The organism is Proteus columbae (assembly GCF_002777965.1).
Taxonomy (GTDB): Bacteria; Pseudomonadota; Gammaproteobacteria; order Enterobacterales; family Enterobacteriaceae; genus Proteus; species Proteus columbae.
Genome location: NZ_NGVR01000020.1, coordinates 82,514 through 102,810 on the forward strand (window position 1 = coordinate 82,514; position 20,297 = coordinate 102,810).

General features: G+C 36.5%; 15 protein-coding genes. 8 read left to right on the forward strand and 7 right to left on the reverse strand.

What is annotated here, in order from left to right:
- Nucleotides 1-81: 81 nt before the first annotated feature.
- Both pdhR and ampD read right to left on the reverse strand, forming a co-directional pair.
- Complete coding sequence (gene pdhR / locus CBE70_RS09145) at nucleotides 82-852, reverse strand: pyruvate dehydrogenase complex transcriptional repressor PdhR (protein WP_099074899.1); 771 nt, start codon at nucleotides 850-852, stop codon at nucleotides 82-84.
- Between the two features lie 325 nt (nucleotides 853-1,177).
- Complete coding sequence (ampD, locus tag CBE70_RS09150; protein ID WP_100159102.1) at nucleotides 1,178-1,720, reverse strand: 1,6-anhydro-N-acetylmuramyl-L-alanine amidase AmpD; 543 nt, start codon at nucleotides 1,718-1,720, stop codon at nucleotides 1,178-1,180.
- Between the two features lie 211 nt (nucleotides 1,721-1,931).
- Here ampD and ppdD point away from each other — a divergent pair, with 211 nt between their 5' ends.
- The 6 genes from ppdD (at nucleotide 1,932) to yacG (ending at nucleotide 6,642) form a co-directional block, all read left to right on the forward strand.
- The gene (ppdD, locus tag CBE70_RS09155; RefSeq protein WP_100159103.1) at nucleotides 1,932-2,375 is read left to right on the forward strand and encodes a prepilin peptidase-dependent pilin; all 444 of its coding nucleotides are present in this window, start codon (nucleotides 1,932-1,934) and stop codon (nucleotides 2,373-2,375) included.
- Between the two features lie 100 nt (nucleotides 2,376-2,475).
- Entirely contained in the window at nucleotides 2,476-3,576 is a 1,101-nt protein-coding gene (locus CBE70_RS09160) for an ATPase, T2SS/T4P/T4SS family (RefSeq protein ID WP_100159104.1), read from the forward strand.
- Nucleotides 3,573-4,772, forward strand: a complete 1,200-nt coding sequence (locus CBE70_RS09165; RefSeq protein WP_100159105.1) for a type II secretion system F family protein — start codon at nucleotides 3,573-3,575, stop codon at nucleotides 4,770-4,772. Before CBE70_RS09160 ends, CBE70_RS09165 begins: the two co-directional genes overlap by 4 nt.
- Nucleotides 4,773-5,006: 234 nt before the next feature.
- Nucleotides 5,007-5,630 (forward strand): dephospho-CoA kinase, encoded by a 624-nt coding sequence (gene coaE / locus CBE70_RS09170; RefSeq protein WP_100159106.1) that lies wholly within the window; start codon nucleotides 5,007-5,009, stop codon nucleotides 5,628-5,630.
- Nucleotides 5,623-6,375 carry a cell division protein ZapD gene (gene zapD / locus CBE70_RS09175; protein ID WP_100159107.1) on the forward strand — a complete coding sequence of 251 codons (753 nt, stop codon included), beginning with the start codon at nucleotides 5,623-5,625 and terminating at the stop codon, nucleotides 6,373-6,375. Before coaE ends, zapD begins: the two co-directional genes overlap by 8 nt.
- Before the next feature lie 54 nt (nucleotides 6,376-6,429).
- Entirely contained in the window at nucleotides 6,430-6,642 is a 213-nt protein-coding gene (yacG, locus tag CBE70_RS09180; protein ID WP_069367708.1) for a DNA gyrase inhibitor YacG, read from the forward strand.
- Between the two features lie 77 nt (nucleotides 6,643-6,719).
- Here yacG and mutT read toward each other — a convergent pair whose 3' ends face one another.
- The 4 genes from mutT to tnaC all read right to left on the reverse strand — a co-directional run bounded on the left by mutT (nucleotide 6,720) and on the right by tnaC (nucleotide 10,183).
- Complete coding sequence (gene mutT / locus CBE70_RS09185; protein ID WP_100159108.1) at nucleotides 6,720-7,112, reverse strand: 8-oxo-dGTP diphosphatase MutT; 393 nt, start codon at nucleotides 7,110-7,112, stop codon at nucleotides 6,720-6,722.
- A 125-nt stretch (nucleotides 7,113-7,237) separates the two neighbouring features.
- Nucleotides 7,238-8,488, reverse strand: coding sequence for an aromatic amino acid transporter (locus CBE70_RS09190; RefSeq protein WP_100159109.1), 1,251 nt, complete (start codon nucleotides 8,486-8,488; stop codon nucleotides 7,238-7,240).
- A gap of 72 nt (nucleotides 8,489-8,560) precedes the next feature.
- The gene (locus CBE70_RS09195) at nucleotides 8,561-9,964 is read right to left on the reverse strand and encodes a tryptophanase (RefSeq protein WP_100159110.1); all 1,404 of its coding nucleotides are present in this window, start codon (nucleotides 9,962-9,964) and stop codon (nucleotides 8,561-8,563) included.
- 114 nt (nucleotides 9,965-10,078) lie between these two features.
- Nucleotides 10,079-10,183: a tryptophanase leader peptide gene (gene tnaC, locus CBE70_RS18700; protein WP_071788547.1), complete on the reverse strand. Its 105-nt coding sequence runs from the start codon at nucleotides 10,181-10,183 to the stop codon at nucleotides 10,079-10,081.
- A gap of 826 nt (nucleotides 10,184-11,009) precedes the next feature.
- Here tnaC and CBE70_RS09205 point away from each other — a divergent pair.
- Nucleotides 11,010-12,695, forward strand: a complete 1,686-nt coding sequence (locus tag CBE70_RS09205; RefSeq protein WP_100159111.1) for a ShlB/FhaC/HecB family hemolysin secretion/activation protein — start codon at nucleotides 11,010-11,012, stop codon at nucleotides 12,693-12,695.
- Between the two features lie 33 nt (nucleotides 12,696-12,728).
- Nucleotides 12,729-17,462: a calcium-independent hemolysin HpmA gene (gene hpmA / locus CBE70_RS09210; protein WP_100159112.1), complete on the forward strand. Its 4,734-nt coding sequence runs from the start codon at nucleotides 12,729-12,731 to the stop codon at nucleotides 17,460-17,462.
- Between the two features lie 119 nt (nucleotides 17,463-17,581).
- On the opposite strand, the gene secA is transcribed toward hpmA, so the two are convergent.
- The gene (gene secA / locus CBE70_RS09215) at nucleotides 17,582-20,290 is read right to left on the reverse strand and encodes a preprotein translocase subunit SecA (RefSeq protein ID WP_100159113.1); all 2,709 of its coding nucleotides are present in this window, start codon (nucleotides 20,288-20,290) and stop codon (nucleotides 17,582-17,584) included.
- Between the last annotated feature and the right edge of the window lie 7 nt (nucleotides 20,291-20,297).

Here is a 20,297-nt window from a genome sequence, read left to right on the forward strand (position 1 = left end):
TAGGCCCTGCTGTTATTACCGCTTCCCCTGAAAATCACAGGGCGATAGGTAGTACAGACTCAGCGGTCAGGATCTGCGCTACTAAAATAAATCAGGGTGTTGTTGTAGCCGGCGCAAAGAGCGCTCACGGCGAGTATGTTCACGACTCATATCCAACAAAACATCTTCAATAAAGGCCAAATGGCGATGTGAGGCTTCACGCGCAGCTTCTGGCTCTCTATTAATAATAGCCTGATAAATCTGACTACGATGTTCACTTACTGCTGTTAACATCTCTTTACGAGTATAAAGAAACTCAAAATTCTGACGGATATTTTGCTCAAGCATTGGCACCATGCATCGTAATAGATGCAATAAAACGACATTATGAGCAGCTTCCGTAACAATTAATTGATATTGCAATACAGCTTCAGACTCAGCGGCTAAATCACCCTCTTCATGGGCTTTCAAAATGCAATCATGACTAGCTTTGATACGATCAAGATCTTCATCAGTGCCACGTAATGCAGCGTAATATGCAGCAATACCTTCAAGTGCATGACGAGTTTCTAAAAGATCAAATTGAGATTCGGGATGCCCGCTAAGCAGTTGAGCTAAAGGATCACTAAAACTTTGCCAGAGATTATGCTGAACAAAAGTACCACCGCCTTGGCGACGGAGTAAAAAACCTTTAGCTTCTAATTTTTGGATTGCTTCACGCAATGAAGGACGAGATACATCAAATTGCTTCGCCAGTTCACGTTCAGGTAAGAGTTTCTCTCCCGGACGCAGAGTACCTTCTAAAATCAGATGTTCAAGCTGTTGCTCGATAACATCAGAAAGCTTAGGTTGGCGGATTTTTGTATAAGCCATATCGCTGGAAGCCATTATTGGATAACTATTACCTTAGTGATTGGGTTGTCAATTGGTAATACCAATTTAATATAACGGATAATAAAGTAACAAAGTATTCACTAACTGTCCATACAGTTGTTGAGCGAAATCATAAAAACCTGCAAATTTTAACAAATTATTTTAAAAATTCATCAAATTTGATAACTAGATCGCATTATACGTAAACGCCAAAAATAAATTTTTTAACGTTTTTTAAACACATAAACAGTCAAACTGAAGCGTGACAGCAATATTATTTTGAATTTAAATTCGAAAATTATGATTTAAAATGCAATTTAAGCGGTCATTTTGTTAACAAACTGCGGTAATAAGCCCAATCAAAGTGAGGCCCCGGATCGGTTTTTCTATTTGGTGCAACATCACTATGCCCGGTAATGTTTTCTTCAATGGCAGGATAAAGAGCAATAAGCGATTGAGTTACCTTCACTAATTGTTGATATTGTTGCTGGGTAAAATCGCACTCATCAGTACCTTCAAGCTCAATACCAATAGAGAAATCATTACATTTTTCTCTGCCTTTATATAAAGAAACGCCAGCATGCCACGCTCTCTCAGTAAAAGGCACATATTGCACAATTTCTCCATCACGACGAATAAGACAATGAGCCGATACTCTTAAGTTAACAATCTCACTAAAAAAAGGATGATCTTGCTCTGATAATGTATTGGTAAAAAGCTGATCAATATAAGGTCCACCAAATTGACCAGGAGGCAAACTGATATTATGAACAATTAATAAAGAAGGAAGCTCACCTTCAGGCCTCTTATCATGATTAGGTGAAGGAACCTGTCTAGCATCGATTAGCCAACCTTGTTTAATTTCCACATCAACCCTCTTTTATTTTGTTTTATTCATTATCAATAATGTTATTAACTCATACTCATCAATAAATGCGAACTTTCCCTCAATAATAGAGGTTAATTATGTATATCTCCTTTTTCTTTTCGATATTTTACTCAAACTTTATTTTATCTATTCGCCAATAAAGTCCTTTTTTTTCATACTTCTAGTGTTTATTACTCAAGGAGGACGCTAGATGAATGTACTTAATTATCACTCTAATGAAAATGGTTTTACCCTTATGGAGCTTATGATTGTGATTGCTATCATCTCAATTTTAAGCTCTGTTGCTATTCCGGCTTATCAAGGTTATATCCAAAAAGCCGCATTAACCGATGTATTGCAAACACTGTCGCCCTATCGTTCTGCGATAGAATTATGTCGCTATGAAAACGAACCTCAACACTGTAATTCTGATTCAAGCTTTATGCCGCAACAATTTCGTAGTCGATATTTATCCGATATTAATGTGTTAAATGGCGTGATTAGTGCAACCGGAAAATCACAGCTTGATGGTCTGACGATCACTATGTCTTCAGAGAAAGGAATTAACGATCTTCTTCCGGTATGGAAAACACAATGTTCAGCAACAAATCTTGCATTACAAAAACAGTGCGGTGAGATTTTAAAATCATATTAGTGCTTTAGATATAAAGGAGCATTCATATTGAGTGTTCCTATTACACACTTTAAGCATTGAAGACAACGCAAATAAATCAAAAATTATAAAGAGGTGAAGAATGGATATCACACACTCTGCAACAGAATTTATTGAATATCTATTACGTGAAAGTATTTTAAAACGCGTCTCTGATTTACATATAGAGCCTCAGCAAACCAGTGTAAGAATTCGTGCCAGAATAGATAATCATTTATATCTATTATCGTCTCCTCCAGATGAATTTTCTGAAGAAATAGTCACTCGATTAAAGGTACTTGCTAACTTAAATATTGCAGAAAAGCGGTTACCTCAAGATGGGCAGTTTAGTTGGTCTTATAATAAAAAAAGCTATTCAATACGAATAGCGACACTCCCCACGCTGTATGGTGAAAAAGTTGTTTTACGGCTTATCAATAATTTACAACAACCAGAATTAAATCATCTAGGTTTTCAATCCTCGCATTTAACACTATTAAAGAAATATTTAAATTTACCGCAAGGAATGATTTTAGTCACAGGGCCAACGGGAAGCGGAAAAACACTCACTTTATATAGTTGTTTACACTATTTAAATAAAGAAAACCTAAATATAAATAGTGTTGAAGATCCGGTTGAATTACCTCTAAAAGGTATTAATCAAATTCAAATTTCTGAAAAATCAGGGATCTCATTCACAACAATATTGCGAGCATTGCTACGCCAAGATCCTGACATTATTATGGTAGGTGAAATACGCGACCAATCTACTGCTGAAATGGCAATAAAGTCTGCACAAACAGGGCACCTTGTATTATCAACCTTACATACTAATTCGGCTTCATCCACATTAATGCGTCTACATAATTTAGGGATTGAAAAAGATCTTATTCATTCCTGTATTAGTCTAATTATTTCACAACGATTAGTTCGTTGTTTATGCCCTCACTGTAAAATATGCTTACCCAATAAACTGCATATTAATATAAATAAAGAAGTATTCGAATTACCAAATTGGCAAGCCGTTGGTTGCCAGCAATGCTGTTCAGGCTATAACGGAAGAACAGCTATCTATGACTGCTTTGAACCATCAAAACAAACACACTCATCCCTTTATCATCTACTCTATTCCGGCTTCTCATTAATTAAACAAGGCATAACAACACTTGAGGAGGTTTATCAAACGCTAGGAGATATTGAATGAGATTACAGCTAATTTATCGCTATGATGCATTAACTTATCAAGGGGAATGGTGTACTGGAAAAATACTTGCATCCTCTAATAACGAAGCATTTATTAACTTAACTCAACAACAAAAAATTCCCATAAAAATCCGTTTATATAAAATCGTTTTATTTCAAGATGCTGATAAACAATATAGAATTCAATTATTCGAACAGTTAGCGTTATTACTTCATTCTGGCTTAGCACTTCTTCCTGCATTAACATTATTAAAAAATGAATGTCGTTATTTACATTGGCAATGTGTATTAGAAGATATTATTTTTAACTTAATGCAAGGAGGTTCACTTTCTAAACAATTAAATCGCTATCCACTTTATTTTCCAACCTCATTAAGCCGTTTTGTTTTTATTGGTGAAGAAAGTGGAAAGTTGGATGAAGTAATTACTCTGCAAATAATACAGTTAAAGAAACACCGAGAGATTGTAAAAAAAATCAAAAAAGCGTTTAAATATCCCATTTTTTTACTAACTGTATTAGTTTTTATTACCAGTATTATGTTGCTCTATGTTTTACCTGAATATCAGTCCTTATACAGCGCCTTTAATACAGAACTTCCTCTTTTAACACTAGCCCTTATTACTTTTTCACAATGGCTTACTGATTATATCAGCATAATAACGTTTATCTTTATCGGATTAATATTTGTTTATCGTTTAACTCGTTACTCTTTATCGTCCTTTTATTTCGCTGAACAAACTCTCTTTTTTCATCTTCCCTATTTAGGTAAACTTTTAAAGTATCAGCAATTACATCTTATTTTTCAGATAATCAGTATTACACAACAAGCAGGATTACCTTTATTACAAGGCTTAAAAATAGGAACAGAACAACTTACACACCCTATTTATAAGCGAGCCCTTTCTCAAATGAGTGATCACATTATGCAAGGTAAATCGTTGAGCTTATTTATGAAGAATGAGCCTCTTTTTACACCTATTTGTTATCAGTTTATTATTTGTGCAGAAAACTCAGGACAGTTGCTCTATTTTTGCCAGCAATTGAGTGATTGGTTTTATCATCAACTCGATGAACAATTAAATACAATTAGTGCTTGGTTAGAGCCAATGCTGATGACAGTCATTGCATTGATTATTGGCACATTAATCATTGCTATGTATCTTCCTATATTACAGTTAGGTGATACTATACAGTGAATCACAAATTTTATGAGTAACATGCTGTTACTCTGTATTGCACTAACTTATTGATTGATGGTAATTCTATTACATATTATGAGGTAGGATGTCAGGGTAGCAGAAAATCATCTATCATAATAACCGAATAAAACCCAAATATTGCGGTTATTATCTTGTGATAAAAACAAAATTAGGCTTTAGAATACCTAGACTAATAGTAAATTTTAATTCATTAAAAACAGATAAACACAAATGGCTTATACGGTTGCTCTTACAGGTGGAATAGGCAGTGGTAAAACTACCGTTGCTAATGCTTTTGCCTCATTAGGTGTACCTCTTGTTGATGCTGACATTATTGCTCGATTAGTGGTAGAGCCTAACTCCTTAGGACTAAATGCATTGCATCAGCATTTTGGTGACTGCATTTTACTACCCGATGGCTCATTAAACCGAGCACAGTTGCGCCAGATTATTTTTGAAAATAATGAAGAAAAATCTTGGGTTAACAATCTTCTTCACCCATTGATACAGCAAGAGACTCAAAAACAGATACAGCAAATTAAAGCGCCCTACTTTATTTGGGTTGTTCCATTATTAATTGAAAATAAATTAACGCATCTCGCCTCTCGGGTTCTTGTTGTTGATGTTACACAGGAAGAGCAAATAGAAAGAACCATGAAACGAGATGGTGTAAGTCGAGAGCAAGTTCTCAATATTTTAAAAGCTCAAGCTCAAAGACAGGAACGATTAGCCGTCGCTGATGATATTATTGAAAATCACGATAATAGCCAAAATATGATTGGAAAAGTTAAGCAACTCCATCAGCATTACTTAGAATTAGCTCAACAAGCGTTACAGGACAATTGCCATGAGTGATGACATCACAACAATCATCTTCGAACATCCCCTCAATGAAAAAATGCGTTCATGGCTTAGAATTGAAAACTCATTGATTCAAATTAATAGTTTTAGTGCGATTGATTCATTACCTACGGCACTCTCGTTTTTCCGTGCGATATCAGAATTTATTGAAGTACTTGATCGTGGCGAAATCCGCGCTGAATTACTTAAAGAATTAGAAAAAAGACAAAAAAAATTACAGCAATGGCTTTCATTCCCTAATGTTGATAAAGCGATTGTCACTCAAATTATTGATGAATTAGCTGAAAACGCCGCGGTATTAAGTAAAGCACCTCGCATTGGGCAACATTTAAAGCAAGATAAAGTCATCAGTTTAGTTAAACAGCGCCTAAGTATTCCTGGTGGATGCTGTAACTTTGATGTGCCCGCATTACATTTGTGGTTAAGCTTACCTCAAGCAACCCGTGATGAAAGATTGCAAAGCTGGCTGACGGGTTTATTGCCATTACAAAATGCATTAAATAGTTTACTCATGCTTATTCGCCAATCAGATACATTTAAGCCTGCTCTCAGTCACCGAGGTTTTTATCAAGACAGCGCTGAAGAAGGTGAATTGCTACGTCTTAAGATAGCCATTGATCACCAAATCTATCCTCAAGTCTCTGGGCATAAAAATCGCTATGCGATCCGCTTTTTACCACTTGATAGTGAAAATGGAACAGTACCTCTAGAACTACCTTTTGAGATCGCTTGTTGCTAACATTATGTTTATTGATATGAGCATAAATCGCACCGATGAAATCTAGGAGAGATAATGAGCGAAGAATTAGTTGTAAAATGCCCAACCTGTCAAACAGAAGTTGTTTGGAATGAAAGTAGCCCTTATCGCCCTTTTTGTAGTAAACGTTGCCAACTTATTGATTTAGGCGAATGGGCAGATGAGTCAAAGCGCATTCCAAGCCAAAGTGATATTAATGACAGTGATGATTGGAGTGAAGCTCCGCAACAAGAGCCTAAAGACTTTTAATTTTCCAATCCTGAACATAAAAATTAGCCACTCAATCGAGTGGCTAATTTATTTATAAACGCTTAGTTAACACTATTCTACTTTTGCAATAACGCCACAATAGTGCGGTTAGCAGGCGGAAAATCATCAGCATTTAACGATCCAATCGATATCCACTTGAATTCTTGCCCCTCTTTACCATAGGGCTCATTATCCCATTGCGTGACTAAGAAAAAGGATAAAGTAATGTGTCTATCTGGAAAATCATGCTCTACTGTTTCAAAAAGTGAGCATTGCGTTACATCAATACCGATTTCTTCTTGTAACTCACGGACTAGCGCCTGCTCTGGAGTCTCTTTATCTTCTAATTTTCCCCCCGGAAACTCCCAAAATCCCCCCATATGCGATTTTAGAGGACGTTGGGTGATAAAGACATTATTGTGTTGATCACAAATAATACCCGCAGCAATATGTAAATTTTTTTTATCCATTATAGACAACCTATTGAATATTCACGTCATTATAACAACTTAACGTTATTATAACGTATATCCAATGGCGCTACTCTGGTTTTCTTTCCCTGACTATCTCGATTAATTAACGATAACCCGATCAATTAACGATAAATAGGTAAGAAACCAAACTGTGCTAATGTTTGGCAAATAATCCCTACGGCACCAAAAGCGATAACTGCATAAATTAACCCTTTGCCTCCCCACACTTTGAAGCCTGAATTTGGGAATTTCTCGCGTGCTTTTAGCGCCATAACTGCAGGACAAATAATTGCCCATACACATGCTGCGGTTCCTGCGTAAGCAATTGCAATTAAGAAACCATTAGGGAAAAGTAAACATAATAGTAAAGGCGGAGTGAAGCATAAAACGCCAGATTTTAAGCGCCCTGTTTTATTATCTTCAAATTTTAGTGATGCTAAAATATAGTCGAATAGACCAATCGCCACCCCTAAAAATGAACAGAATACGGCACTAATAGAAAACCATAATAAAAAGCCTTCAATATATTTACTATTTAATACAGTGTATAAAGAATCAATAAAGGCATCTAAGTTACCGCCTTTTTGGATAATCGTAATAAATTGCTCACGAGGTAAATTCCCCATGGTGCCAATCATCCAAAGCAAATAAATCACCAGCGCTAACACACAACCAATAACACAACTCTTTACAACTTTTCTTTCATTTTCATGATAAAGCTTATAAAGGCTACAAACATTACCATGATAACCAAAAGAGGTTATAGCATAAGGTATGATGATAAAAATAAAGGGATAAAAATATAATTGGCTTTTACCTTCAAAGGTAGCAGTAAATAATAAATCGCCTCTCGCTTTGAAGAATAAGCCCGAGAATGCTAATACGAATAGAACAATCTTAATAAATAAAAATATTGAGGTTAAACGGCTTGCACAAGCGCCCCCCCACCATATTGTTGCCCCAAGTACTATGGTAAATACAAAGAATATCACTCTAAGATTTAGACTAATTCCATATAATGATGACGCTTCATAAATGATCGAGCCCGCGGCAGAGATATAAGCATAAATTAATATATACAATACAAATATTAAGGAGGCATTCGCGAGATAACACGCCCATTTAGGTAATAACTCTTTCGATATATGAAAGTAGTTTGTTCCTGCACCATATTTCGATATACATTCAAGAATATAAATTCCAGAATGAAACATAAAGAAGCAGACAATAAATAATATAAAGAGTGAATTAATAAACCAAGCACCAGACATTATTGTTGGTAGGCTAAACATTCCTGCACCAATCATGGCGCCGCCCAACACAAATCCCCCTACAATAATTGAGGGTTCTTTATTTACTGACTTATTTTCCATTTTTTAGTCCTTACTGAAATAAGGATAGGGCTCTCGCATTGCACGAGAGCCATTATTATTGTGGAGTATTATTTATTTGATAGGTTTTAATCTAGCAGTAAAGTGTCTTAACACAGGGGGTTCATATTCGAACTCAAGACCTTTAAGCGTTTTAAACTTCTCTTTTAAGCCGATAAGTGCGTCAGCAATATAATCCATATGGTCGTTGGTATAGACACGACGCGCAATGGTTAAACGCATAAATTCCATATCTGCGTGTTTTTGTTCACCCGTTGTAGGATCACGACCCAATAAGAACGAACCAATTTCAACAGCACGGACACCAGACTCTAAGTAAAGAGCGTTAATTACAGCTTGAGCTGGGAATTGATCGCCAGGGATATGCGGTACTAGTTTTTTACAGTCAACGAAAACAGCATGCCCACCAGTAGGATATTGAATTGGAATACCTGCTTCACGTAAACGATCACCCAGATATTGAACCTGACCAATACGATAGTGTAGATACTCTTCTTCAGTGCCTTCCTCTAAGCCTTGTACCATTGCCGCCATATCACGACCCGCTAAACCACCATAAGTCACAAAGCCTTCCATTGGTACACAGCGCTGTCTTGCTAATGTGAATACTTCTTCATTATCACGAATTGAGACTAACCCACCAATATTTAACAGTGGATCTTTCTTCGCTGACATTGTTAATGCATCAGCATATTTATACATATCTAAAATAACTTCTTTGATGGTCGCATTTTTATATTTAGGATCACGCTGTTTAATGAAATACGCATTTTCACAATAACGCGCTGAGTCCATAACAACAAAAATACCGTGTTGTTTTGCGATTTCGTAAACTTCTCTTAAATTATCCATTGAAACAGGCTGACCACCAGCACTATTACAAGTCACTGTTGAAACAATGGCAACAATGTTATCAGCACCATGTTTAGCAATATTTTCTTTTAATTTAGCAATATCAAAATTGCCTTTCCAATCATCATAGGTTTCTGAATCAAACGCTTTTTCAGTAACAATATTAATTGCTTTACAACCATTTAATTCAACGTGTGCTGCTGTTGTGTCAAAATGGAAGTTAGAAATAAATACAGGATTTTTCGCTTTTCCATCTTTTTGTTTATATTTTAATAATACTGGGAAAAGAATATTTTCAGCACCACGTCCTTGGTGAGCAGGAATAATATAATCGTAGTTAAATAACTCTTTGGCTTTATCTTTTAAATCATAATAGTTTCTTGAGCCTGCATAAGCTTCATCACCTGTTATCATTGCTGCCCACTGGTGATCACTCATTGCGTTAGTACCAGAGTCTGTTAATAAATCAATATAAACTGCATGACTTGGTAATAAGAATGGGTTATATCCTGCTTCTTTTAATGCGGCTTCACGTTCTTCTCTTGAAGGAACACGGATTTTCTCTACCATTTTAATACGGAATGGTTCTACGATTCTTTTAGCCATGATAATACCTTTAATATAAATTAAATAATAAAATTAGAATAAATAAAATAGTCTTCCCATTTAAATTAAACGGAAAAAGAGTATTAAATTATTTTGGATGGGTATAAAAAAGGATTATTTTTCAGGAAAGAAGAAGGCGAGTTCAGAATCAATATTAAACCATTTCTTCAATCTGAAGAAACCTCTTAATATTATCAAAACATTAAATGATGAGAACATACTTTAACCCTTATAGTCAGGAAATAGTACAATTTACACGTTAACTTATATAACAGTTAAACGTGTTTAGTAATATAACAATAGTATATTTTGGACAAAAATCACACTATTTATAATAAATGATATATTAACGTGATCACTATCACTTACTTCAATCTTTAATGAACTATTTTTTATAACTTAAATTTTTATTGATACCACTAAGTGGTAATACATGTATTTATATTGCATTTTCACAAAATAAAAATTGTATTTAAATAACCATACTTTTTATCATGATTACTAATTTAACAATAAAAACCTAATCTTTTTACTTCTTCAGCGCTCATTTTATTCATTAAAATGAAATAATAATTCATGAAATATTTATTCCATAATAAAACATTAATTAACTCATAAACAACAAATGAAAAGCCAATTAGCATTCTTTTTTTTATATCCTCGGATCTCCTCTCATTATTTATCTTCTCTTTATAAAAAATGAAAAAATTTTAATTAACATAGCTGAATCGATGTTAATTTAAACGAAAAAAAATAACACAGAAGATTATAACCATGAAAATCAATACACTAGAAGCCATTTAAATGAATCATTTGTTTAAGTAATACTATTTGAGATATCAATTATTTTGGTTATGTCGATATTTAATATCAAAACAGATAAAAATTTATCTTTATTTCATCGATTTTTAATTTCTTTTCATATTGAGAGTAGCCGGTATTTATTATTCTAAAATTAACGATAATATAAAAACATTAATTATTATCTTTCTATATTTAAGCAATATTATTTATATTTGAATTAATACCTTTATATTGAGGTAAAATGAGAAAAAAAGTTATTTTATTAACACTATTAAGTGGTTTTTCAACCAGTGGATTAACAGCAAATGACGCCGGTTATTTAGGCTCGATGGGAGAATCGCGGCGCGCATTACAAGATAGCCAACGTGAAATAAATCAACTTATTGAACAAAATCGCTATCAACAACTTCAAGAAAATGTATTAAAGGTTTCACCTACCCCCACACTTATTACTGAATCAGAACATTGTTTACCTATTAATGGGGTTTATGTTCAAGGAATTACTCTACTTAATGAAAAAGATCTTGATTCCTTAACACCATTGCCAGAGCAATGTATAAAAAGTGCTGACGTTAACCGTTTAGTTAAAGAGTTAACTCAACGCTATCTTCAACATGGTTATATCACTGCCAGAGTCCAGTTTTTACGTCCAAACCAAGAGCAACAACTTGGATTGTATGTTATTGAAGGTTTTATTGAAAAAATAGAAGGTAGCGATCGAGGCGTTAATACCACATTACTTTTCCCTCATCTTGAAGGAGAGCCGCTTAAACTTTCAAAATTGGATCAAGGGCTGGATCAAGCAAACCGCTTACAATCGAATAAAGTTAAACTAGATATATTGCCTGGTACGCAATTAGGTGGCTCTATTATTCAGCTCACCAATCAGCGACAAGCACCGTGGCACCTAAATATTTCAAGTGATAATTATGGGCAAAAAAACTCAGGGCGCTGGTTAGTTCGAACGAATGCAAGCTTAGACAGCCCATTAGGGCTATCTGATTTTGTTAGCTTAAATGCCAGCATTACCACTGATAATCCTAATACCCGTTTTAATCGTGCTTATACCCTACTCTATTCTTTACCTTATGGTGCATTGACGTTCAGTACTTTTGGTAGCTATTCCGAGTATGAATTTCATCAAGCATTACAAACACGTACCGTACGCTTATCCGGTGATACCACACAAGTTGGTTTAAGGGGCGATTACGCTTTTTATCGTAGTCAAAAACAGATTGATACCTTAAATATGCAGGTAACACATAAACGGATACGTAACTATTTCAGCCAAATCCGCCTTGATCTAAGTAGCCCTGCACTTACAACGGTAGAGCTAGGGATCAACCATTTACACATTATTCCAAGTGGTGTCATCAGCGTTAATTTAAGTGCTGAGAAAGCTATTGGTTGGTTTGGCGCAGACGAATCACCTCGTGTTGCTAATGGCAATGGTAATGACTATCGCTTTACAAAAGTTAAGCTTTTTGCCAATTGGCAACATCGTTTTGCTATATCGAATTCTACATTTTTATTCAATAGCGCCTTCTTTGGTCAATATAGCCCCGACACCTTACCTGGTGTGGAATGGCTTAGTTTAACGGATAAAAACGCAATCCGTGGCTTTGATCAAAGCACACTTTCTGGCGATAACGGCGGCTATTTGCGCAATACGCTTTCTTATCCTTATCGGATAAACACATTTTCAATCACCCCTCGAATTGGTCTTGATGCTGGCCGTGTTCAACAACATGGTAACTATGAAGGATGGCGTAGTGGCTATGGGCTAAGTTCGGGCTTAAACCTCCAATATCAAAAAGTACAATTCGATATTGACGTTGCCAAGGGGCATTTGCTTTACAACCAAACGAATTCCAATAAAACCAAAGACCCTACTCAAGTGTTAGTTAGATTTTCATATTTATTTTGATTCACACTCATAGCAATAAACGGAGAAAACTCTATGAAATCAAAAAACTTCAAGCTCTCTCCTTCGGGTAGGCTTGCTGCATCTTTAGCGATTATTTTCGTATCACTAAATGCATATGCTGGCGGTATTGTTCCTGATGCGGGCAATCAAGGACCGAATGTTTCATCAGTTAATGGTGGCACTCAAGTCATTAATATCGTTACACCAAATAACGAAGGTATCTCTCATAACCAATATCAAGATTTTAATGTAGGTAAACCGGGAGCTGTTTTTAACAACTCTTTAGAGGCAGGACAATCACAGCTTGCTGGACAGCTAAATGCCAACAGTAACTTAAATGGACAAGCAGCATCTTTAATTTTAAATGAAGTTGTTAGTCGTAACCCTTCATTCTTATTAGGTCAGCAAGAAGTTTTTGGTATAGCTGCGGAATATGTACTTTCTAACCCAAATGGTATTACCTGTGATGGATGCGGTTTTATCAATACAAGACGCTCTTCTTTGGTTGTAGGTAATCCACTGTTTGAAAATGGTGAGTTAAAGGGTTATAGCACGCTTAATAATACGAATTTACTTTCTATTGGTAAAAACGGATTACATGCCCCCGGTCTTTTAGATTTAATTGCACCTCGTATTGATAGCCGAGGTAAAATAACAGCAGCAGAAATTTCTGCATTAACGGGGCAAAATACGTTCTCTCAACGATTTGATATTCTTTCATCACAAAAACCTGCTTCTGCCTTAGATAGTTATTTCTTTGGAAGTATGCAATCTGGTCGTATCCGCATCATTAATACCGCAGAAGGGAGTGGTGTAAAATTAACAGGTAAATTTGTTGCTGATAACGAATTAAGTGTTAGAGCAGACAATATTCAAACAGACAGCCAAGTTCGTTATGACAGTTACGACAAAGATGGTAGTGAAAATTATCAAAATTACCGTGGCGGTATTGCAGTTAATAACAGTGGTTCAAGCCAAACTCTGACAAAAACAGAGTTAAAAGGCAAAAACATCACTTTAGTCGCTGATAATAAAAACCAAATCAAAGCCTCTGATTTAATGGGTGATGATATTTTATTACAAGGTGCTCATTTAACTGTTGATGGCAAACAGTTACAGCAAAAAGACACAGATACTGACAACCGTTGGTTCTATTCTTGGCAATATGATGTCACTAAAGAAAAAGAGCTAGTACAACAAGTTGGTAGCCATATTGATGCCAAAAATAGTGCAACATTAACGGCAACTAAAGGTGATGTAACACTTGAAGGTGCCAAAGTTAATGCCGGTAATACACTGGCAATTAATGCCAATAAAGATATCAATATCAACGGATTAGTTGAGAAAGAAAATCGCAGTGAAAATGGCTATAAACGCAACCATACTTCTCGTTTAGAGACAGGTAGCTGGAGCAATAGTCATCAGACAGAAACCTTAAAAGCGAGTGAACTGACCGCAGGTAAAACGCTGGGCTTAAATGCTGAAGGCTCTGTTACCGCTCAAGGTGCAAAATTACATTCTAATGAGAATGTTGTCGTTAACGCTAAAGAGAACATCAATCTTAATGTTCAAAATACCAACAATGATAAAACAGTAACCGACAATCATGTTGTTTGGGGTGGTATCGGCGGTGGTAATAATAAGAATAATAACAACAAACAAGAAGTCAGCCATTCAACACAATTAACGGCTGACGGACAACTGTTACTTGCAGCAGATAACAGTGTCAAAGTCACTGGTAGTCAAGTAAAAGGCAATCAAGGCGCCTTTGTTAAAACGACTCAAGGTGATGTTGTTATTGATAATGCGATTAGCGAAACCATCACTAAAACAGATGAACGTACAGGTACTGCATTTAACATCACTAAAAACTCCCATAAGAATGAAACTAACCAACAGCATTCAACTGGTAGTGAATTAGTTTCTGATGCAGAGTTAACTGTGGTCAGTGGCAAAGATGTTAATGTAATTGGTAGCTTAATTAAAAGTGCCGATGAGTTAGGTATTGAGTCTTTAGGTGACATCAACGTTAAATCTGCACAGCAAATCACGAAAATCAATGATGAAAAAACATCATTAGAGATCACAGGTCATGCTAAAGAAGTTGAAGACAAGCAATATAGCGCAGGTTTTCATATCACTCATACATCCAATAAAAACAATAGTACTGAAACTGAACAAGTAGGATCTACTATTAGTGGTGGCAGTGTTAAAGTTCAAGCGGATAAAGATGTCACTTTTGCCGGTTCTGATTTAAAAACAACCGCAGGTAATGCTACTGTTTCTGGTGACAATGTTGCTTTTATTTCAACAGAAAACAAAAAAGAAACAGACAGTACAGATAGAACCATTTCAGGTGGTTTTAGCTACACTGGTGGTGTTGATAAAATCGGTAGTAAAGCTGACTTCCAATATGACAAACAGCATACAACAACTGAGATCACCAAAAATAAAGGTAGCGAAACTCAAGTTGCAGGTGATTTAACCATTACTGCAAACAATGATGTGACGCATCAAGGTGCATCACACAAAGTTGACGGTGCGTATAAAGAATCAGGTGAAAATATCAATCACCTTGCTGCAAATGACAGTGCGACATCTAAAACAGATACCTTAAATATTGGTGTCGATGTAGGTGTCAATCTTGATTACAGTGGTATTACTCAGCCAATTAAGAAAGCCGTTGAAGATGGTGTTGATGCTGCCAGCCCTGACAGTAATAAAGGTATTGATAAAAAAGTCACCTTTAAAGATGCTATTAGTAATCTTGCTAACTTAAGTAACTTAGAAGCACCTAATGTAGGTGTTGAAGTTGGTATTAAAGGTGGCGGTAGCCAGAAATCACAAAGCGATAGCCAAGCGGTTTCAACGTCAATTACTGCGGGTAAAGTCAATTCTGATAGTAATAACAACTTACGTGACCAAGGTACTCATTACCAATCAACACAAGGTGATGTATCACTAACCGCAAATACTCACACCAGTGAAGCGGCGCAAAACAAACATCAAGAGTCCTTCCATGAAACAACGGGTGGCGGTCAAGTTGGCGTCAGCACAAAAACTGGTAACGACATTACTGTAGCGATTAAAGGTGAAGGTAAAACCACTGACACAAGCCTAACCACAACGAAAGCTGATGGTAGCCAGTTTAACTCAGCCGGCAATATCAATATTAATGTACGTGAAGATGCACATTATGAAGGCGCTAAGTTTGACGCTCAAGATGGCAAAACTGTTATTAATGCTGGCGGTGATTTAACGCTTGCACAAACAACAGATACTCATTCTGAAAGTCAACATAACGTGAATGGTAGTGCAAATCTGAAAGTAGGTACAACACCAGACAGTAAAGATTACGGTGGCGGCTTTAACGCAGGTGGTGCTAATCATCAAAAAGATCAGACAACAGCAAAAGCAGGTTCAGTAAATGGCTCTCAGGGTATTGAGTTAAATTCAGGTCATAATCTGACTTTACAAGGTACTCATTTAACCAGCGAAAATGATGTTGCTCTGACGGCAACTAATAAAGTTGATTTCCAAGCAGCAGAATCTCAACGTACTGAAACAGGTAAGAACTTATCTGGTGGATTACAAGCGGGCTTCGGTCAAAAAACAGGAGAAAAATCATCTTCTGTCAATGGCTTAGGTGGCGCTGAATTTGCTATTGGTAAACAAGATGAGAAAACAGTCTCTCGTGAAGGTGGATCAATTGCTAACCAAGGTAATTTAACTGTTAACGGTAGCTCTGTTAATCTTCAAGGTACTAAAGTTAATAGCAAAGATACGCAATTAACTTCTCAATCTGGTGATACCACGCTGACATCAGCACAATCTACTGATTACAAAAATAATTGGGGTACGGATATCTCTTTAAATGGCAAACAAACTAATACGACGCCAAAAGAAGTGACTGAAGAAAACCCAGCAACCTCTATCCACGATATTGGTGGCAAAGTTTTAGTAAACGTTGAAGATCAACAAAAATCCACACACCAAAATGCTTCAGTGGAAACAGGCACATTAACTGTAAATAGCGACAAAAACCTCGCTCTTTCTGGCGCAAATGTTTCTGCGGATAATGTAACGGGTAATGTGGGCGGTGACTTTACAGTGACGAGTCAAAAAGACAGCGATCGTCACGTTAATGTTGATGTAAATGTTGGTTACAACCACAACAATGATCCTAAATCTAGCCAAGTTGATAAAACAGCTAAAGCAGGTGGATCATTATTAGAAGACACTATCAAAGAAACTATTGATTCAGGTATTAAATCTGCAACTGATGTTATCTCTGATAAATACAATTCACTCTCTTCAACTATCGCAGATAAAACAGGTATCAGTGGCGAAACAAAAGCCAAAATTGATAAAGGCGTTGGTACAGTAGGTAATGGTATCAAAAATATCGTAACAGGTGCTGAAGGCCATACGGCGAATGCGGATATCAAAGTTTCTCATATTGATAATGATGCAGTTACTCAAACCACAACCTTAACAAGCAAAAATGACATTTCATTAAATGTAAGTGGTACAACTAAACTTACAGGTGCTGAAATTAAAAGCGAGCAAGGTCAAGTTGATTTAGGCGGTAGCAACGTTCAATTAAACAATATTGAAGGTCATCATTATGATGCTGGGGTCGATCTTGACTTGAAATCGTCTGCATTTGATTTAACCAAGAAGCTGACCAATGGTGATTTCTCTTTTAAATCACCCGTAAACGTCAATGATACGGTGAATACAAAGTCATCTATTTCTGAAAAGTAATCGATTTAATTATCGATAATTTTATCCGTAAATAAATTAATCCCGTAAACGAATAATGGCTCTTAAAGAGCCATTATTTTTTACCTTATTGATAATAAATTATCATAAAACAGTCATCATTAACCTAACTGACCATGACAATGTTTGTATTTTTTACCCGAACCACAAGGACAAGGTTCATTACGACCTACTTTTTTACCTGCAGCAACTTGACCATCGACTGCTGACATTTGAGACTCTTTTGTCACTTCATGGCTTAATTGTTGTTGTTTAGCTAAACGCTCGGCTTCTTCACGACGACGACGTTCTAACTCTTCAACTTCTTCAGGTAAACGAACTTGTACTTTGCTTAGTGTGCTAATCACTTCATATTTCAGTGATTCCAACATGTTAGCAAACATAGCGAACGATTCACGTTTATACTCTTGTTTTGGATCTTTTTGTGCATAACCACGTAAGTGGATACCTTGACGTAAATAATCCATTGCTGCCAAGTGCTCTTTCCACAGTGAATCCAACGTTTGTAACATCACGCCTTTTTCAAAGTTACGCATCATTTCAGCACTAACGATCTCTTCTTTCGCTTTATAAACTTCAATAGATTTTTCTAAAATACGTTCACGTAATGTTTCTTCGTGTAATTCTGGCTCTTTATCTAACCACTCTTTGATTGGTAAATTCAAATCAAAGTCTTTTTGTAGGCATGCCGTTAAGCCTTCAATATCCCACATCTCTTCTAGTGATTGAGGTGGAATATAGTTATCAATCATTGAAGTGAAGACGTCTTGGCGAATACTATCGATAGTTTCACTTACGTCTGCCACATCCAGTAATTCATTACGCTGAGTATAGATTGCACGACGCTGATCATTTGCCACATCATCATATTCAAGCAGTTGCTTACGAATATCAAAGTTGCGGTTTTCTACTTTACGCTGTGCGTTTGCAATGGCTTTGGTTACCCAAGGGTGCTCAATCGCTTCGGTTTCATTCATACCTAATTTACGCATCATGCCAGACACTTTGTCTGAAGCGAAAATACGCATTAAGGAGTCTTCCATAGACAAATAGAAACGAGAAGAACCTTCATCCCCTTGACGACCCGCACGACCACGTAACTGGTTATCAATACGACGAGACTCATGACGCTCAGTACCAATGATATGTAAACCACCGGATGCTAACACTGCATCATGGCGCTCTTTCCATTTAGCTTTGATTTCTTCAATTTGCTCTTCAGTTGGCTCTTCAAGTTTAGCCACTTCAGTTTGCCAGCTCCCCCCTAACACGATATCGGTACCACGACCTGCCATGTTAGTTGCGATAGTTACCGCTGAAGGTAAACCTGCGTTAGCAATAATGTCCGCTTCCATTGCGTGGAATTTCGCATTCAGCACGTTATGGTGAACATTCGCTTTAGTCAGCGCTTTAGAAATCTCTTCTGATTTTTCAATTGAAATAGTACCGACAAGAACAGGCTGACCATTTTGAGTACGTTCACGAATATCTTCAATAATGGCGGCAAATTTACCTTGCTCATTCATATAGACTAAGTCAGGCAGATCTTTACGTACCATTGGGCGGTTAGTTGGGATAACAATTGTTTCTAAGCGATAGATAGAGTTAAATTCAAACGCTTCTGTATCCGCAGTACCCGTCATCCCAGCTAATTTTTCGTATAAACGGAAATAGTTTTGGAATGTGATTGACGCTAATGTCTGGTTCTCATTTTGGATCTTCACACCTTCTTTTGCTTCAACAGCTTGGTGTAAACCATCAGACCAACGACGACCTTGCATTGTACGACCAGTATGTTCGTCAACAATGATAACTTCGCCATCTTTAACAATATAGTCAACGTCTTTGGTAAACAGTGCGTGAGCACGTAATGCTGCTGTCACATGGTGCATTAACATAATATTAGCTGGTGAGTATAAAGACTCCCCTTCTTTCATCATGCCTGCATCTGCTAATAACCCTTCTATTTTAACCAGACCGCGTTCTGTAATGTTCACTTGACGTGTTTTTTCATCAACAGAGTAATCACCTTCACCTTGGAAAGTATCTGAGTCTTCTTTTTCTTGAGAAATCAAGTGAGGGATCACTTTATTCATTTGGATATAAAGCTCAGAGCTGTCTTCTGCGGGACCTGAAATGATCAGTGGCGTACGCGCTTCATCAATTAAGATTGAGTCAACCTCATCCACTAATGCATAGTGTAATTTACGTTGAACACGCTCTTGAGGGCTAAATGCCATGTTGTCACGTAGGTAGTCGAAACCGAATTCATTGTTCGTACCATAAGTGATATCAGCATTATAAGCTTCGCGTTTTACTGGTGGTGCCATATTTGGCAAGTTGATACCAACGCTTAAACCTAAGAATTCAAACAGAGGACGGTTATTTTCGGCATCACGTTGTGCAAGGTAGTCATTGACAGTAACAACATGAACCCCTTTACCTGATAGCGCATTTAAGTATGCAGGTAATGTTGCTGTTAATGTTTTACCTTCACCTGTACGCATTTCTGCAATACAACGCTCATTTAGCACCATACCACCAATTAACTGTACATCGAAGTGGCGCATACCAAAGACACGCTTACTTGCTTCACGAACAGTGGCAAATGCTTCAGGTAAAATATCTTCTTCTTTTTCACCGTTTTTTAAACGTTCACGAAATTCGTTTGTTTTTGCTTTTAGCTCATCATCGGTCAGCTTTTCAAAAGCGGGTTCTAGTTTATTAATTTCAACAACAACTTTGCGCATACGACGGATTGAGCGATCATTACGACTACCAAAAATTTTGGTTACAATTTTACCTAACATAAATCTT

Bases quoted from the DNA above. Each gene is read 5' to 3' on its own strand.
- pdhR (WP_099074899.1), bottom strand. From the start codon at position 852: ATGGCTTATACAAAAATCCGCCAACCTAAGCTTTCTGATGTTATCGAG.
- ppdD (WP_100159103.1), top strand. From the start codon at position 1,932: ATGAATGTACTTAATTATCACTCTAATGAAAATGGTTTTACCCTTATG.
- CBE70_RS09160 (WP_100159104.1), top strand. From the start codon at position 2,476: ATGGATATCACACACTCTGCAACAGAATTTATTGAATATCTATTACGT.
- CBE70_RS09165 (WP_100159105.1), top strand. From the start codon at position 3,573: ATGAGATTACAGCTAATTTATCGCTATGATGCATTAACTTATCAAGGG.
- coaE (WP_100159106.1), top strand. From the start codon at position 5,007: ATGGCTTATACGGTTGCTCTTACAGGTGGAATAGGCAGTGGTAAAACT.
- zapD (WP_100159107.1), top strand. From the start codon at position 5,623: ATGAGTGATGACATCACAACAATCATCTTCGAACATCCCCTCAATGAA.
- yacG (WP_069367708.1), top strand. From the start codon at position 6,430: ATGAGCGAAGAATTAGTTGTAAAATGCCCAACCTGTCAAACAGAAGTT.
- mutT (WP_100159108.1), bottom strand. From the start codon at position 7,112: ATGGATAAAAAAAATTTACATATTGCTGCGGGTATTATTTGTGATCAA.
- CBE70_RS09190 (WP_100159109.1), bottom strand. From the start codon at position 8,488: ATGGAAAATAAGTCAGTAAATAAAGAACCCTCAATTATTGTAGGGGGA.
- CBE70_RS09195 (WP_100159110.1), bottom strand. From the start codon at position 9,964: ATGGCTAAAAGAATCGTAGAACCATTCCGTATTAAAATGGTAGAGAAA.
- tnaC (WP_071788547.1), bottom strand. From the start codon at position 10,183: ATGTTCTCATCATTTAATGTTTTGATAATATTAAGAGGTTTCTTCAGA.
- CBE70_RS09205 (WP_100159111.1), top strand. From the start codon at position 11,010: ATGAGAAAAAAAGTTATTTTATTAACACTATTAAGTGGTTTTTCAACC.
- hpmA (WP_100159112.1), top strand. From the start codon at position 12,729: ATGAAATCAAAAAACTTCAAGCTCTCTCCTTCGGGTAGGCTTGCTGCA.
- secA (WP_100159113.1), bottom strand. From the start codon at position 20,290: ATGTTAGGTAAAATTGTAACCAAAATTTTTGGTAGTCGTAATGATCGC.